General features: G+C 47.7%; 11 protein-coding genes and 1 pseudogene. 2 read left to right on the top strand and 10 right to left on the bottom strand.

Annotation, left to right across the window (positions count from 1 at the left end; all coding sequences use genetic code 11):
• Positions 1-9: 9 nt before the first annotated feature.
• Genes HMPREF9441_RS04070 through HMPREF9441_RS04060 form a run of 3 tightly spaced genes read right to left on the bottom strand, consistent with a single transcriptional unit; the run spans position 10 to position 3,219 of the window.
• Positions 10-1,761, bottom strand: a complete 1,752-nt coding sequence (locus tag HMPREF9441_RS04070; protein ID WP_008618329.1) for a V-type ATP synthase subunit A — start codon at positions 1,759-1,761, stop codon at positions 10-12.
• Between the two features lie 17 nt (positions 1,762-1,778).
• The gene (locus HMPREF9441_RS04065; protein WP_008618328.1) at positions 1,779-2,621 is read right to left on the bottom strand and encodes a DUF2764 family protein; all 843 of its coding nucleotides are present in this window, start codon (positions 2,619-2,621) and stop codon (positions 1,779-1,781) included.
• 10 nt (positions 2,622-2,631) lie between these two features.
• Complete coding sequence (locus HMPREF9441_RS04060) at positions 2,632-3,219, bottom strand: hypothetical protein (RefSeq protein WP_008618327.1); 588 nt, start codon at positions 3,217-3,219, stop codon at positions 2,632-2,634.
• A gap of 234 nt (positions 3,220-3,453) precedes the next feature.
• Here HMPREF9441_RS04060 and HMPREF9441_RS04055 point away from each other — a divergent pair, with 234 nt between their 5' ends.
• Positions 3,454-4,470 carry a hypothetical protein gene (locus HMPREF9441_RS04055; RefSeq protein WP_008618326.1) on the top strand — a complete coding sequence of 339 codons (1,017 nt, stop codon included), beginning with the start codon at positions 3,454-3,456 and terminating at the stop codon, positions 4,468-4,470.
• 1 nt (position 4,471) lies between these two features.
• Positions 4,472-5,947: a lipopolysaccharide biosynthesis protein gene (locus tag HMPREF9441_RS04050; RefSeq protein ID WP_008618325.1), complete on the top strand. Its 1,476-nt coding sequence runs from the start codon at positions 4,472-4,474 to the stop codon at positions 5,945-5,947.
• Between the two features lie 31 nt (positions 5,948-5,978).
• On the opposite strand, the gene HMPREF9441_RS19285 is transcribed toward HMPREF9441_RS04050, so the two are convergent.
• The 7 genes and pseudogenes from HMPREF9441_RS19285 to HMPREF9441_RS04020 form a co-directional block, all read right to left on the bottom strand.
• A complete protein-coding gene (locus HMPREF9441_RS19285) occupies positions 5,979-6,689 on the bottom strand; it encodes a leucine-rich repeat protein (protein ID WP_407946605.1) in 711 nt (236 codons plus the stop codon).
• A 267-nt stretch (positions 6,690-6,956) separates the two neighbouring features.
• Positions 6,957-8,156: pseudogene (locus tag HMPREF9441_RS19280) on the bottom strand (leucine-rich repeat protein); the annotation flags it as partial.
• A 275-nt stretch (positions 8,157-8,431) separates the two neighbouring features.
• Positions 8,432-9,937 carry a hypothetical protein gene (locus HMPREF9441_RS04040; protein WP_008618323.1) on the bottom strand — a complete coding sequence of 502 codons (1,506 nt, stop codon included), beginning with the start codon at positions 9,935-9,937 and terminating at the stop codon, positions 8,432-8,434.
• Positions 9,938-9,968: 31 nt separating this feature from the next.
• Positions 9,969-11,366, bottom strand: a complete 1,398-nt coding sequence (locus tag HMPREF9441_RS04035; RefSeq protein ID WP_008618311.1) for a T9SS type A sorting domain-containing protein — start codon at positions 11,364-11,366, stop codon at positions 9,969-9,971.
• A 24-nt stretch (positions 11,367-11,390) separates the two neighbouring features.
• The gene (locus HMPREF9441_RS04030) at positions 11,391-12,752 is read right to left on the bottom strand and encodes a DUF4302 domain-containing protein (RefSeq protein ID WP_008618309.1); all 1,362 of its coding nucleotides are present in this window, start codon (positions 12,750-12,752) and stop codon (positions 11,391-11,393) included.
• 16 nt (positions 12,753-12,768) lie between these two features.
• On the bottom strand, positions 12,769-13,623 hold the full coding sequence (locus HMPREF9441_RS04025; protein ID WP_008618307.1) for a putative zinc-binding metallopeptidase: 855 nt from the start codon (positions 13,621-13,623) through the stop codon (positions 12,769-12,771).
• A gap of 39 nt (positions 13,624-13,662) precedes the next feature.
• Positions 13,663-15,183 (bottom strand): RagB/SusD family nutrient uptake outer membrane protein, encoded by a 1,521-nt coding sequence (locus tag HMPREF9441_RS04020; RefSeq protein ID WP_008618306.1) that lies wholly within the window; start codon positions 15,181-15,183, stop codon positions 13,663-13,665.
• Positions 15,184-15,189: the final 6 nt, after the last annotated feature.

The raw sequence follows: 15,189 nt of genomic DNA, 5'->3' as shown, positions 1-15,189 counted from the left end.
CCTGATTAATTATTGCCTTTCCGCCACCATCTCACGAATCTGGCGTTTATAGTCTTCGAACTTCTCACTCTTGAATTCCGCGTAGTTCATCTGCTTACACAGGTTGATGAGTTTCTTGAAATAATCCATGACTTCAAGGAAACCGTCGAACTTGTACTCGGCACGGCAAATGTCCACCACCAGATTCAGGATGTCTTCTTGCCGTTCCATCGGTGTCACGGCATCCACCTCGTCGAAAGCATCCTGCTGCAGAATCACGTAGTCGATGACTTCCGACTTCCAGAATATCACGTGATACTCCACAGGTACGCCATCGTCACCCAAGATATTAATCTGCTCGGCAATCTCCTTTCCTCTCAAAAGGCGTGTCTTGAGTTCGTTCACTTTCGCTGTCCATTCGCCATTAATGCGCTTCGATATATATTCTTCAAACTCGGGATATTCGATATACTTGGAATAAGAATCTATCGGGTTCACGGCCGGATAACGTTTCTTGTCCGCACGGTCCTGCTCCAACGCATAAAAGCAACGCGCCACCTTCTTTGTATTTTCCGTCACCGGTTCCTTCAAGTTACCGCCGGCCGGCGACACCGTACCGATGAACGTAATGGAGCCCACTTCGCCGTTGTTCAAGTACACATAGCCTGCACGACCGTAGAAGTTGGAAATGATAGCGGACAAATCCATCGGGAAGGCATCCGGTCCCGGCAGTTCCTCCATACGGTTGGACATCTCGCGCAAAGCCTGTGCCCAACGTGAAGTGGAATCGGCCATCAAGAGGACACGCAATCCCATGGAACGATAGAACTCGGCAATCGTCATGGCCGTATATACCGATGCCTCACGGGCAGCCACAGGCATGTTGGACGTGTTGGCGATAATGATGGTACGTTCCATCAACTTGCGTCCCGTATGCGGGTCCACCAGTTCGGGGAACTCCGTAAAGATCTCCACCACCTCGTTGGCACGCTCCCCGCAGGCGGCAATGATCACGATATCGGCCTCGGCCTGCTTGGAGATGGCGTGCTGAAGCACCGTCTTGCCCGTACCGAACGGCCCCGGAATAAATCCCGTGCCACCCTCTACAATAGGATTCATCGTATCAATGGTACGTACGCCCGTCTCCAACAGTTTGAAAGGACGCGGCTTTTCCTTATAATTGGTCATGGCCACTTTCACCGGCCATTTCTGCACCATGGTTACGGCAATGTCCTCACCGTCCTCTCCCGTCAACACGGCTATCGTGTCTTCGCACAAGTAGTCGCCTTCCGGAACGATGCTTTTCACCGTAGCCATCCCCTCCATGGCTATCGGTGCCATGATTTTCAGGGGCTGGTAGTTTTCCTCCACCTCGCCCAACCAAGCGGAAGCCCCAACCTTGTCTCCGGGTTTCGCAATGGGCTTAAAATGCCATTTTTTGTCTTTATCCAACGGATAAGTGTACTGTCCGCGACGCAGGAATACTCCCTCCATCTTGTCCAAGTCGTTCTGCAAACCGTCGTAGTTCTTGGAAAGCATACCCGGCCCCAGCGTCACCTCGAGCATGTGCCCGGTAAATTCAGCCTCAGCTCCGACTTTCATACCCCGGGTGCTTTCAAACACCTGCACGTATGCGTTCCTACCGACCACCTTAATCACTTCGGCCATCAGACGGTCTCCGCCTGTCGTGATGTAGCAGATCTCATTCTGCGCCACCGGGCCGTCCACTTGAATGGTCACGATATTGGAGATGACTCCAATCACTGTACCTCTTGTTGCCATATCATTATTTTCTTTTTTTATTTCTTAAATTCTTGGGGAATCTCCACCTCGTTCTTCAACTGCTCCACCAGACTGCGGAAGACTTTCCCGCCCCGCTCCTTGTCGATATGCGTCCACCGCTCTATGATGTCCAGCTTAATGAGAAAGGCAAACAGGCGTTCTACTGAAAAATAACAGAAGAAAGTCCTATCTTCCAACCATTCCCATTTCAACAAATCCAGTTTACGTTCTTTCTCTACCGGGTCGGACATCTCATGGATGCGTATCACATCGTCCATATAATCCAGTTCCGTACCCAAACCGAAATCCCGTGCTCCCGAAACGGCCAAAGCTTTCGTCACTACATCGTCGCCTACCAAATAAAAGGCCGGATTGAATCCATACTTCCGGGCCGTAAGGGCTATCAGGATATTGTTCACATTCCGGTTGAATGCAAACCAATCCGCTGTAAAACGATTCTTGAACGTGCCCGCATAACGATAATATGCCGCCAAAAGGACATCTTCCGGCAAGCGTTCCTGTACTTCTTTCAAGGAAGCATACTCTGCCATGAACTCGTAAAAATAAGCAGGCAACACACGGCCTTGCTCATCACCGGTCTTCACCTTCTCCATAGCTTCGGGCCACGCTTCACGCGGAAACATCGCCCGTTCGTCGAACGCCGCCCCGTCTCCTTCGGCCAACCATGCCAACAAATTGCGATGGTCATAACGCAAGAAAAACAAAGCCACCAACTTTTTATCTGTCTCGGAAAGTTGCGGCCAATAGTCCTCTTTGAAGTCTGCCACCGTAAAATTCAGTTTGGCATCATCGGGAGACACATCGGGCATACTTGCCACCAAACCATAATAATTTTTCATGCAGATGGATTTAGAAAAGCATTTCTACCAACTTCGGACGGAGGAATTCCTTGAAATAAGCTGCAAATTCCTCTTCACCGAAATTCACCTTATAAGAACCGTCGGACGGAGATACCGAAAACGCGGCCGCTTTTCCGTTCACTTTCTCTATCTTCACTCCTTTATCCAACAAGTCTTTCGCATGGGCACGGAAGTAAGCGGTAAGCCCGTCGGCATCCGAAGCGGAAATCACCAAATCTTCGCCCGAAGCCCAATTCTTGGCCACAGCCACCATAAAGTTACCCATGAAATCCTTATTGCCCATAAGCTCCTTCACCGTATCCTTTACCAGTTTGTCGGAAACGACATTCACAATCTCCGATTTCAATGCATTCAAAGCCTGCCCCGCATACAGTTTCAATTCTGATTTCGTATTGGCATCCAGCTCCTGAGCCTGCTTACGCGCCTTATCCACGATTTCATCCGCCTCTTTTCGAGCATCCGCCACTAATTTATCGGCTTCGGCCTTTGCTTTTTCCACCAGGCGCATACCTTCGGCATTCCCTTTTTCCACCCCTTCGCGATAAAGCTTATCGGTCAATTCTTGAATCTTTTCCATTGTATTTCTCCGTTTATCTATTCGCTATTTTTTATTTTGTGCACTAAAAGTAGACATATTTTCCGGTATAGCAAAGCCAAGAGAAAGAACATTTTCATCTATTTAAGAAAAACATGTTGAATAGCATAGAAATAGCGAGAAAAAAGACATTACTATTAAATATTATCCACCTTTTTAGGGCTTATACGCAAATAAAGCCTTATCTTAGCTGTATGTTTTTCATAAAGACTGTGCATGAAGCCGTTTAAAAATTACATCGCTACGTGGTTTTACCGCGAGTCACACGAGGAAGCCAGTTACTATCCGCAAGCAGGCGGAAGAGGTGACTCTGCTCTGCTCCATTCTGTGTATATGCAGATACAAGTACCATTTTTCACCACTTTCCGGCATTATAACCCGGAAGCCGAACTGTTATTCTTCACCAACCTTGAAGCAGACCAGCTTCCGCCATTTCTTACGGAACTGTTCCAAAGGACGAGAACGGAAGTCGTCACCCTCCCCTACCGGAACCGTCCCCCAAAAGGATGGTACAAAGCCTGGATGAACCAATTCTATGTATACGACATCTTCAAGGAAATGGAGAGACGCATGCAACCTGGCGACACGTTGTTGGTCTGTGATGCGGACTGCTTATGCCGCACGCCACTGCACAGCCTCTTCCAAAGCATACGCACAGATGGTAGTGCCCTATATGACTTGGGCTGTCCTCAGGGATTCTCCATCAACGGTACCACATTAGCACAAATGGAGGAATTCTACACGTCATGCTATGGCGAACGCCCTTCTTCTCCTATGGCATATTACGGAGGAGAATTCATCGGCTTAAGAACTGACGCTGTGCACGGCGTCAATCGGGAATTTCCGGTTGTATGGCAATTTAACTTCAACTTGCCGGCCGATACGGCACGCCTCCACGAAGAGGCTCATATCTTCAGTGTTTTGGCCGAACGCCTACATCTGCGTTATGCCACAGCCAACCGCTATGTAAAACGTCTTTGGACCACTCCGATATATAATAATGTGTCGCCTGGCGATGAAAAACTGTCCGTATGGCACTTACCGTCCGAGAAGAAATTCGGATTATATCGACTATACCGGATACTCGAACGAGACAAAGGAATCCTCGACGAACAACGTTTTTGGGCAAAAGCAGGAACATACTGCGGTATTCCGCACATCGGCTGGGGGAAAAAAGCATGTGATTTCATCCTTACTCTGAAAGAGAAACTCAAATACCACCCAACTCATTGATATGCCAGAAAAGACGCTCAAAGAAAAGACAGCAAAAGGCCTGATGTGGGGCACCATCAGTAATGGGGCACAATTGGTATTAGGTACTTTGTTCGGTATCTTTCTTGCCCGCATTCTCTCACCGTCGGATTATGGTATGGTGGGTTTGCTAACCGTTTTCTCACAAATTGCTTCCGTATTGCAGGACAGCGGTTTCCGCACAGCTTTGGCCAATCGAAGAGAAATCGTACATGAAGACTACAACGCCGTATTCTGGTTTAACGTAGGAACCAGTTGTGTCATGTACTTGTTACTATTCTTCCTAGCACCCTTAATTACGGAATTTTACCAGCACTCAGATGCTGCGGCTAATCAAGACTTGTCCGAACTTACCCCATTGGCACGTTTCTCGTTCCTTGGCTTCGTGATTGCCAGTTTAGGCACTGCGCATTACGCATACCTATTCCGTACATTGCAAGTCAAGCAGAAAGCGATTATCACAGTGATCAGCCTCACTACGTCCAGCACCATCGGCCTCACTATGGCCTTGAAGGGTTACGCATACTGGGGCTTGGCCACCCAAGGTATAGCTTTCACAACTTGCAACACCATCCTTTTCTGGTATTTCTCAAAATGGCGTCCCACTTTACCGGTATCTTTCCATCCGTTAAAAGAAATGTTCGGTTTCAGCAGTAAGCTGCTGGCCAACGACATTTGCAACAATATCAACGGTAATATCTTATCTGTCATGTTAGGACGTTTCTATGCTGTACACGACGTAGGACTTTACAACCAAGCTAACAAATGGACCAGTATGGTAAGCACAATGGTGCTTGGCACCATAAAAGACGTTGCCCAACCCGTACTGCGTAATGTGGAAACGGAACGAGAGCGCCATAAGCGGGTTTTCCGTAAAATGCTACGTTTCAATGCCTTCATGGTTTTTCCCGCCCTCTTCGGATTAGCCTTGATTTCGCGTGAACTTATCCTCATCACCGTCACAGAGAAATGGTTAGATTGCGTACCCCTCATGCAGATCCTGTGCGCCGGTGCGTTCACCGTACCTATACAATATCTATGTGCCAACCTGGTCATCACCAAAGAGCGCTCGGACTTAGTGCTATGGAACACCGTCGGAATGGGCTTGACACAGATTAGTGCCATATTCTTTTCTTACCCCTATGGCATCCATACCATGGTATGTGTCTATACAGCCATCAATATCGCATGGCTTACGATATGGTTTTATTTCGTCCACCGCGAAATCGGATTACGCCTATGGGAAGCCGTCCTCGATTTGTTTCCTTATGCAGCACTGGCCGCATTGGCAATGGTTGTTACGGCTTTCGTCACCTCACCTATAGAAAATATTTACTTGCTGTTGGGGCTGAAAATCTTCATAGCCGCCTTGCTTTATGGAGGACTGATGTGGTTGTTCGGTTCTGTCACATTCAAGGAATGTATCAGCTACTTATTGAATAAAAAAAGAGCCAGATAAATCCGGCTCTTTTTACATACGAAATATTTTCTTATTTTTTCATCATCTTCTTACCGTTTACAATGTACACACCACGTGGCAAACTTACCTGCCAATCCGTTTCGGGAACATACGTACCCACGTAGCGTCCATCTACGGTATAAACCGTAATCGGCTTTGTCTTGTCATTAACCTTCATCCCCAAAACGCCGCTAGTATCATATTCTATATCGAATTCCGACCATATTTTATGAGCCTCGAACAGTTCATGATTTCGGTCGTTCACTTTCAATGTGACCGACTTCAAATCATCAATACCGCTAAACGTGTTGTTTTTAACAGCCGGTACATCTTGCGTATCGGTATAAGCCGTATAATCAATGAGCTTCAGTCCGGTACAGTCGGCAAACGTATAATTTGCCGGCACAAAACAAGACGGAAGAATCACCTCCTGTAAGGCCGCACATCCTTCAAACGCACTCACCGTACTGCCTAACGACGTACAGCCGCTCAGGTCTGCTTTCTCTATGGCTGTTCCCTTGAAAGCCGCCTCGATGTCTGTTGCCCCAGTCAAGAGGCTCAGGTCGATATCCCTCAATGCTGTACAGCCCTCGAAAGCCTTATTCAGTTTCGTGAAATGTCCCGCTTCTTCTGCTGTTGGCATTATCACTTTCTCCAATGCCGTACAGTTATTAAAGATACCATATTCCTTAAGTCCCTGTCTCCAAAGTGGAGTATTCTCCGCAACCTTAATCCGGCTCATATCCAAAGTAACCAATGTGGCATTCGTCGTGACAAAAAGTCCTCCGTTATTCCCCAATGCCATAGAAAGCAGATTGAATGCATCGCTATCCCATTCTCCAGTCAACGTAACCGTCACGGCCTTCTTCAGGCTCGACGGGATATCCGAAGCGTCCACTACGAAGTCCGTCACCTTCTCCGGTTCCGTGTTGTAGAGATTCAGTTCGCTCCAGTCCTCATCGGCCGAGAACAACTTATAAGCTTCATATTTCAACGAGAGCGTCACGGCCTTCAGGTCATCAATCCCCATAAAGAAAGTTTTGCTCATCTCGGGAACCTCTGTCCCGGCAAAAGCCGTCCAATCAACGTCTTTCAAAGCGGAACAATAAGCAAAAGTATTCTTTCCCATGGGGAAAACCTCCGGCAATATTACCGTGGTCAACGCCTCACATGACTCAAAGGCATCATCCACCGATTCCAGATGGGAAGAAGAGGACAAATCCACTTTCTCCAAAGAAGTGCATCCCTGGAAGGCTTTCTCCAGAGAAACCAGTCCGGCACAACCGCTCAGGTCTATCGTAACCAACTGATCACAGTTTTGAAATGCCATTCCGAAATCCGTAAAGTGTGCAGCTTCTTCCGCCACCGGCATCTTCACTTCCTTCAAAGCCTTGAAGTTACGGAAGATACCATACGCAGACAAGCCTTGCCAGCGCAATGACGTACCTTCTGCAATCCAGGCCGCACTCATGTCCACTTTTTGCAACACCGTATTCTCACTGGTACCGAAAGCAGGATTATCCATCATCGCCATACACAGCAGATTAAAAGCGTTGCTGTCCCATGTTCCTGTCAGAGTCACGGCCGTGGCTTTTTTTAACGAAGACGGAATGTCGGACGCATCCACAGTAAATTCCGTAGACGGTTCAGGATTCAAATCCAATAGGTTCAACTGACTCCATCCCTCATCCGTTTTAAAAAGCACATACTGTGGATGGTTCAATTTCAAAGTCACGCCGGACAGTTCTACTCCGTCCCACATATCTGCATAGAAGACCGGCACTTCGGTTGCCGTACATGCACTCCAATCTATCTCCTGCAAAGCCACACAACCGGAAAAGACCTTAGAAGTAGTTACAAATCCGGCGGGCAACTTCACCTGTGCCAAAGCCGTACAAGCTTCAAATGCCGAAGCCCAAGCATTACTTTTCACCGCTGCTACATTAGTAGAAAGGTCAGCCCCTTTCAGGCTCTCACAAGCATAAAAAGCATTGCTGAATGTAGATACGTTCACGCAACCCGTCAGATCCACCGTCTCTAAAGCATTACAGTTAGCAAAAGCCTTTTCCATAGAAACCAAATGAGCCGCCTCTTCCGCAACGGGCATCACCACTTCTTTCAGAGCCTTGCAACTGCTGAACACCCCATTCGAAGTAAATCCGGCACTCACATACCAAGAAGTTCCGTCTTCAATCACGGCTTCTCCCATATCCACTCGGGTCAGCACCATATTGGAACCTCCAATCGCATTCGTACCCAATGCCATCTTCAATTCGGCAAAAGCAGAAGTCCCCCACGTACCGGTCAACTTCAACGACGCAGCATCCCTTAGCGATGAAGGTATCTCGTCCGCCGGAACGACAATGGCATCTTGTGCGCCCATACCGAGCGCATAAGATGCCATCATAATAAAGGATAAGAATCCCTTTGTCAATCTTTTCATCGTATTTCCATTTTTAATCAACAAAAGATTTCACAGTGCTTTTATTTCACCGCGAACTTATAAGTCACGGGAGCACCATCTATCATAAATTCAGCCACATATACGCCTTGGGATAACGTGGCGACATTCCATGACGTTTCGGAAGCAGCCAAAATCATCACCGCCGCGCCATTCATATCGTATATTCTTCCCGAAGTCAACAGCCCGTCGCTCTGCAAAGCCAGCACTTGACCGTCGAAAGAAACAGCCGCATCCACTTTACCATCTTTCAGGCTTCCCACGCTGGAAACCTCATCCTGCGGACAGTTAATGACGATAGGTTTCAGTTTATAGGCCACTTGCAACTGGTCGTTCGGTGTTTCATCGCCCAATTGTCCTCCACGGTTGCATCCCCAACCCCAAATATCACCGTCGTCGGTCAACATCATCGTATAATTTTGTCCACTGGACATACTCGTAAACTTCAGACTGGATTTCAAAGAAGGATTAACCGGAACCGTCGCAAAAGGAATGTCTTTATTTCCATTTCCCAAACCTTTTCCATCACCCAATGCACCGTCTGCATTGGAACCGAACATCCAGACTTTCTCAATAATACCATCTGTACCGGTAGCCACACTCAACGTATTTTCGCACCCCGATACAGCAAGAACCTCACCCTCGACGGCAGTCACTTGCGTAGGTTTTGTAATCTGAGGCTCTGTTACAACCTCTACCGGATTGCCCTCAGATGTAGATTCCTCTTCTGTCGGAGTATTGAATCCCAACAGGTTGCGAGAATTATCACCCCAAGCCCACAATGTACCGTCTTTCTTCACGGCATAAGCCCGGAACTCGATCACAAGTACTTTTTCCCAATCCGTTTCACTTCCCAAACGAACCGGTGACGATTGCCGACCTTCGTATCCAAACAATTCACCATTCATATTGAGTCCCCAGCCCCACAATGAGCCATCGGTCTTCAATGCCAACACAGACGAAACACCGGCTGCAACCTGTTTCCAATCTGTATCCGTACCTACTTGTACCGGCAGGGTCTGTGCCTGCGTATTACCAATCCCCAACTGTCCGGCAGAGTTCTCGCCCCAAGACCACAACGTTCCGTTTGTTTTGATAGCAAAGGCACTGTAACCCCAAAAACGGGAACAAGCCATATCGGCCCAGTCATTATCCGTACCGATCCGCGTCAATACCTTATGGTCTACACCATCATTTGTTCCTTGCACTCCGTTTGTTGCAGTTCCGGCAGCCCACAAAGAGCCGTCTTCTGCCAAAAAGAAGCCGTATGCTTTCCCGCCAACAGTCTTTTTCCACACACGGTTTCCATCAGCCAAAGTCGGAGTGGCCGTACGTTCCGACACGCCATTTCCGCTCTGCCCCTTTTCGTTCCATCCCCAGGACCATAACGACCCGTCGGAACGGATGCCGTATGTCGTCGCATCACCTGCCGTTACAGATTTCCAAACATAATCCTCTGCACTCACCGTCGCAGTTCCGGCAAACAACGCACAAGCGGCAACGGCACACATTTTAGTAAACTTTTTCATTTTCTCTCCAATTTAATATTAAACATAAACATTACTCGTTACACAACAATTTGGCTGCGCCAGAAACTTTTCCACCCTTCATAAAACGTACCAGATAGATACCTTTAGCCAAATGAACATGCACGTCAGCTTGTCCATTGTCCAACGCGGCGTTCACCACTTTCTCGCCACCTACATTGTACACAACAGCTTGCTCCGCACCTTCCGAACTGAGCGACAAGACACCGTCCTCATATTGGGCTTGTGCCGGTTTCAAGGCTTCCACACCGTGAATACCCACTCCTTCTTCCGTATGTGTGTCTATCACCGGACAAATCATGAAAGACTCACCTAACTGACCACCGTAATAATTAATCGGACGAAGATAATCGTCCTCTCCTTTCAAACGGCAATATGAATTGTGCGCCAACAGATTACCTGCCATAGCTTCATCCATTTCTACCGGTTTCACGTCGATGTACAAGCGGAAATTTTCTTTGGAAGGATCCGTTCCAAAGCCTTCTATCGTCACCAAGAAGAAAGGTTTATCGGAAATCTTCAGCGGCTCGGACAGTTTGAATTCAGCTACAGCAGCCTTTTTCAGTTTCGTATCCGTTGTCTCTTGGATATCATCCATAGATAGCGTAACGGCCTCTAAAGGCAACCCCATCAACTGAACACTACTTTCTCCCGTCAATGGATACCAAATCTGCATCAGCAATTTCGCTCCCTCCTCGTGTTTGGGTATCTCCGGCAGATAAGCCCGTACGCTGGTAATGGAAGCATCCGGATGAGCAATCATGAACAAGTTGCCATACCCCACCAGATTCAGGCTATTGGTTCCTCCTAAATATCCCGTTCCTTCTTGTCCGAACGGACGTTGACCGATTACAGCCGTTGTAGCCGGATCTTTGGCATCCGTACCCAATTGCAACATATTAGAGGTACAAATCTCTCCTTTCCCTCCGACCTTAAGTTTACCAGGTGCCGTATAAGTATAAGTTTGCCCCGCTCCGTCCTTCACTGTCATAGTCGGGAACGGATAGATACCGGACGTATTGTAAACCGCATCAGCATCCTGAGTTTCCAACTCCGTAGCATCCGCACCGGGAATAAACCAATGATAGTCTACAGCCTGCACGGAAGAATTGTCGATATAAGATACGGTTTCCCCTATCGGAGCCCACATATAAGCATCACGGTTAATGACCTTATTAAAAGAAAGGAAATTACAACAGGCATTGTCATCCTGACTAATCATACCCAAATTACGCAAACCGACCGGATAACCATATTCGGCACTTTCGGCACTCCACACCGACGAACGTTTCGCAACCGGAACATTTTCCGGTTCCGCCACGATGGCACGGGTCTTATAATCCACCTGAGCCGAAGCCGGAACAGCCAGCATTCCAGTCAAAGCCCATAATACAAATGTTTGTTTCTTCATATTTTTACTGATAAATTAAATTGATTATTGCTTGATTAAGGTAGGAATCACCATAGCCGGTGAAGGCAAGCCCTGAGGTTCGAGCACCAACCACATTTTTGCATCCGAAGTCGACACGACATAGAACATCCCCTTCCGGGATACCACCGTCACGCCTTTGGAATCGAACAAAATACCCTTGATTTTCTTACAATATATGTTTTTGTTCAATGTATTGGCTGGAGCACCATTACGGATGCCTTCCACAAACTTCACCTCATCAGCATCTTTTATCTCATTCCGTTTCACGGTAAAGTTCCCCCATTCAGGCAAACCGTATTGGTTATTCACCACAAAACTCATGGCATTGAGTACGGTCTGTCCATGTGTACGACCTATTTCCGTCACCGTTTCCTGCGTGTCCACCTGATATTTCAACGTATCTACCGTAGCCTCGGCATTGAAGAAAAACTCCGTACGCTGCCACTCCGGAAAATCTTTTGAAAATTGCAGCAACTGTAAAGTGGCCGCCGCACTCGCACCTTTCATAAGACAATAAGGAACTGCCAACAGTTGTTCTACCGTCTGCCCCAGATTGAAGGGGCTGGAAGCCGCTTCTGTCAATATCACATTACCATCCGTCGTCATAAAAGTCTTTCGCGTATTATCCCATTTCATCTCTGAAACCGCCACTCCGGCAGCTACAACCGGCGAAGCAAAACGAAAACCGTCTGCCGTAAAATCCACCGGCACGTTAAGGGTTTGCTCGTCTGCCGTCATCACATCCAGGCTACGTTTGTCGTTCCCTAAAAACAAAGTAGCGGCATCCTGTCCCCCTACCTGCAAGGTGTGGAAGAAAGTAATATCCTTCCCTCCGTCGATATCCAAGGCCGTTTCCAAACGGACATGCTGAATCTCCCCTTCGGCCGCACGCGAAAGTTTGAAATCATTTCCTGACTTGCGTCCCCTCACGTAAATCGTGTCTTCTGTCACTCGGCACACTATGAATTCAAACTCTCCGCCCTTGCCCGTCCCCAACGGGTACTCCGACGGGTCAGCCAAGTCATGCAGTATGGAATAAGTATCGAATGAAAGCACCGGACCTTCGGCATTGGCTATTTTATAGGTCGATTCGGAAGTCTCCCCTTCGGCATTTTCCATCGTTACACGTCCGTCCTTAAAACGCATTACAAAATTCACCATCGCACTGTTGGTAGGCGTATAATCGAAACGCCAACCATACTCCGAACTCTGCAACATGTCTTCACACTCGGTGATTACCGCTTCGATACGCGATGTCGCATCCCGGTCGAACACGTCATCCACCTCATTCTTGCAACTACCGCACACACAAGCAGCCCATACGACCATCATCATGGACCATCCATGTCTCCTCATTTTCTTCATCGTTCAAGTTTCTTATTTAATTACGTACCGCAGCCTCGATCGCGGCTACCACTTCTTTCTGGAAATCTTTCATATCGACGCCCCAGTTATTTTTCATATAAGCCACCACGATGGCTTCCTTCTTACGCAAAGCTTCTACTGCCGTCGCATTCCCCGCACTCTCTATCATATTGTCCCAGTCCTCCGGAGAATTCGTCAACATGATAGACACCATCTCCGCAAAATCCTCGTCTGCACTTGAAGAAGCATAAGCCGTAATGAAACCTTTGGTCCGCGCCGTTTCGTCGTTCATCTGCATCCATGAAGAAGAATAAGAGGGAGTGATTTTCTCAAACTCTGCATCATATTCTACATTCTGGTGCAAAATATGGGCAAACTCATGGTGCATCACATGGGCATACGACTGAATCTGTTCCAACGTAAAGTTGAAATCGTTCACCGAATACAACACAATCTGCCGTCCGCCTTCGGCCGTACCTTCCGTCGTACTTCCGTCATCATTATAACTGGCACTCCCCACCAAAAGGATTTGCTTGGGTATGTAAGAACGTAAAGTCTGTTGTCCGACTTCCGCCGTGTAAGTATCCACCCACACTTTTTCGATCATCTCCAAAAACGGTTCCACCTGAGATTCACGGGGCGGTACCAAATTCTTCCGCATGTCGTCGGACGACACATCGCCTTGATTCCAACGATACACGACCTCCACATTGTATGGCACCGTATAATGGTCATAAATATACTTGTCCGTCTCGCTCAGCGCATTATAATCGAACTCCGGTACATGTATATTCGACCCACCGAGGTCTTCTTTATCGCAAGCCGTCAGGAAGGACAGGCACAATGCTGCAAATATGATAATCTTTTTCATCTGTTAGCTTTTTTAAATTATAGTTACTACCAAAGTTCCTTACCGGGGATTAGGAACCACCCCATACGAAATAACCTCTTCAGGTATCTGCACTGCACGACGAAGGTCGCGACGTGCCAACACATCCGTGGCTCCCGTCTGATAAGCTTCGTGGGTAATTTCAATATCAAAACGCTTGATGTCGAACCAGCGTCCGCCTTCCATCAGCAACTCCCTGCGACGGAAATCTACCGCACAGTTGACAAAAGCCATTTGCTTCTCACTCATCTGGTTTTCATAGAAAGGATGCAATGGGGCAAACTTCTTATAATAAGTTTCCACCATTAACGAAGTGACAGGCTGAGCTATCGAATCGTAGTTCTTCACCTTATTCGTCAAAAACAACTCGATGTCTTCGCAAGCCTCATCGTAACGTCCGGCCATAGCCAAAGCCTCGATGCGGTCGCACACCACCTCGTCAGTGGTGAAAAGCGGATCCATTACATAATAAATACCACTGTTGGAATTCACTCCGTCGCTCTTCAAATAGGGCTTCCACTTCATCATGGTCAAAGCCTCGCTGGACACATTATATGCTTCGGCACGATAAGCCCAAACCCCGTTCACCACATTATCATTTTGCTGAAATAGCGAGTTATTGACTGTAGTAGAATATCCGTAACGATAGAACGACTGATCCACGGCAAACTGAGATACAGTGGATGCCAACAGCAAATTCGCACTCTCCTGTACCGAAGTGTAGTTTTTCTCCCGATTGGCCGTAGACATCTGAATATATTCATTCCAATTCCGCAACGTCGGGTTATCCCCCAAAGCTTCGTCTGCTGCATCGATAGCTTTCTGCCACTCTCCGACATATAGATAGAAACGGCAGGCAAAAGCCTGGGCAGCCTCACGGGTAAAATGATATTTCGGTGTGTCACCGTATGCCTTATTGGAAATCAGAGGCAAGCCTTCTTCCAAGTCCTTGCGGATTTTGTCGTATGTTTCTTTCACCGACACACGCTCGTAATGCCCGAACACTTCTTTTTCCGGTTCCGTCACGTAAGCCACTCCCATATCGATAGCGGCAAACGCAGGATTATAATGTTGCGCAAACACATTCACCAGCATAAAATGATTGTAGGCCCGGCATAACAACGCCTCTCCTTTCTGTGCGGAACAATCCACGCCTTTGGCCTCCAATTCCGCAATGGCTTCAAGTGCATGATTGGCCGCCGCAATAGCCTGGTAACTGGCCATCCAGAAATAATTCGGGCTGTCCTGATAAGTCATGTCGATGTCCTCCCAATAGAACGCCTGACGGTTAGCCCGATTCCAATCCGGCTGTACATAAGGATCCAATGTATTGCCCCGGTCAGTCACATTGTCCGACATGGATTCGGTGAAAAAGACACAATTGGCATCGGGATAGGCAGAAACCAACAACTCCGATACAGCCTCGGGCGTGTCGATGACCGTACGGTTGTCGGGCACCTCATCCAAAAAGTCGTTACAAGCCGTAGAAAACAAACCGGCACAGAACGCAGCTACATAGCATGATATATATTTATTTCTCATTTTCTT

Origin of the sequence: Paraprevotella clara YIT 11840, from assembly GCF_000233955.1 — a bacterium.
Lineage (GTDB): Bacteria > Bacteroidota > Bacteroidia > Bacteroidales > Bacteroidaceae > Paraprevotella > Paraprevotella clara.
The sequence above is the reverse complement of the archived record's forward strand: the minus strand, read 5'-3'. Positions and strand labels throughout refer to the sequence as shown.

Bases quoted from the DNA above. Each gene is read 5' to 3' on its own strand.
- HMPREF9441_RS04070 (WP_008618329.1), bottom strand. From the start codon at position 1,761: ATGGCAACAAGAGGTACAGTGATTGGAGTCATCTCCAATATCGTGACC.
- HMPREF9441_RS04065 (WP_008618328.1), bottom strand. From the start codon at position 2,621: ATGAAAAATTATTATGGTTTGGTGGCAAGTATGCCCGATGTGTCTCCC.
- HMPREF9441_RS04060 (WP_008618327.1), bottom strand. From the start codon at position 3,219: ATGGAAAAGATTCAAGAATTGACCGATAAGCTTTATCGCGAAGGGGTG.
- HMPREF9441_RS04055 (WP_008618326.1), top strand. From the start codon at position 3,454: ATGAAGCCGTTTAAAAATTACATCGCTACGTGGTTTTACCGCGAGTCA.
- HMPREF9441_RS04050 (WP_008618325.1), top strand. From the start codon at position 4,472: ATGCCAGAAAAGACGCTCAAAGAAAAGACAGCAAAAGGCCTGATGTGG.
- HMPREF9441_RS19285 (WP_407946605.1), bottom strand. From the start codon at position 6,689: ATGAGCCGGATTAAGGTTGCGGAGAATACTCCACTTTGGAGACAGGGA.
- HMPREF9441_RS04040 (WP_008618323.1), bottom strand. From the start codon at position 9,937: ATGAAAAAGTTTACTAAAATGTGTGCCGTTGCCGCTTGTGCGTTGTTT.
- HMPREF9441_RS04035 (WP_008618311.1), bottom strand. From the start codon at position 11,366: ATGAAGAAACAAACATTTGTATTATGGGCTTTGACTGGAATGCTGGCT.
- HMPREF9441_RS04030 (WP_008618309.1), bottom strand. From the start codon at position 12,752: ATGAAGAAAATGAGGAGACATGGATGGTCCATGATGATGGTCGTATGG.
- HMPREF9441_RS04025 (WP_008618307.1), bottom strand. From the start codon at position 13,623: ATGAAAAAGATTATCATATTTGCAGCATTGTGCCTGTCCTTCCTGACG.
- HMPREF9441_RS04020 (WP_008618306.1), bottom strand. From the start codon at position 15,183: ATGAGAAATAAATATATATCATGCTATGTAGCTGCGTTCTGTGCCGGT.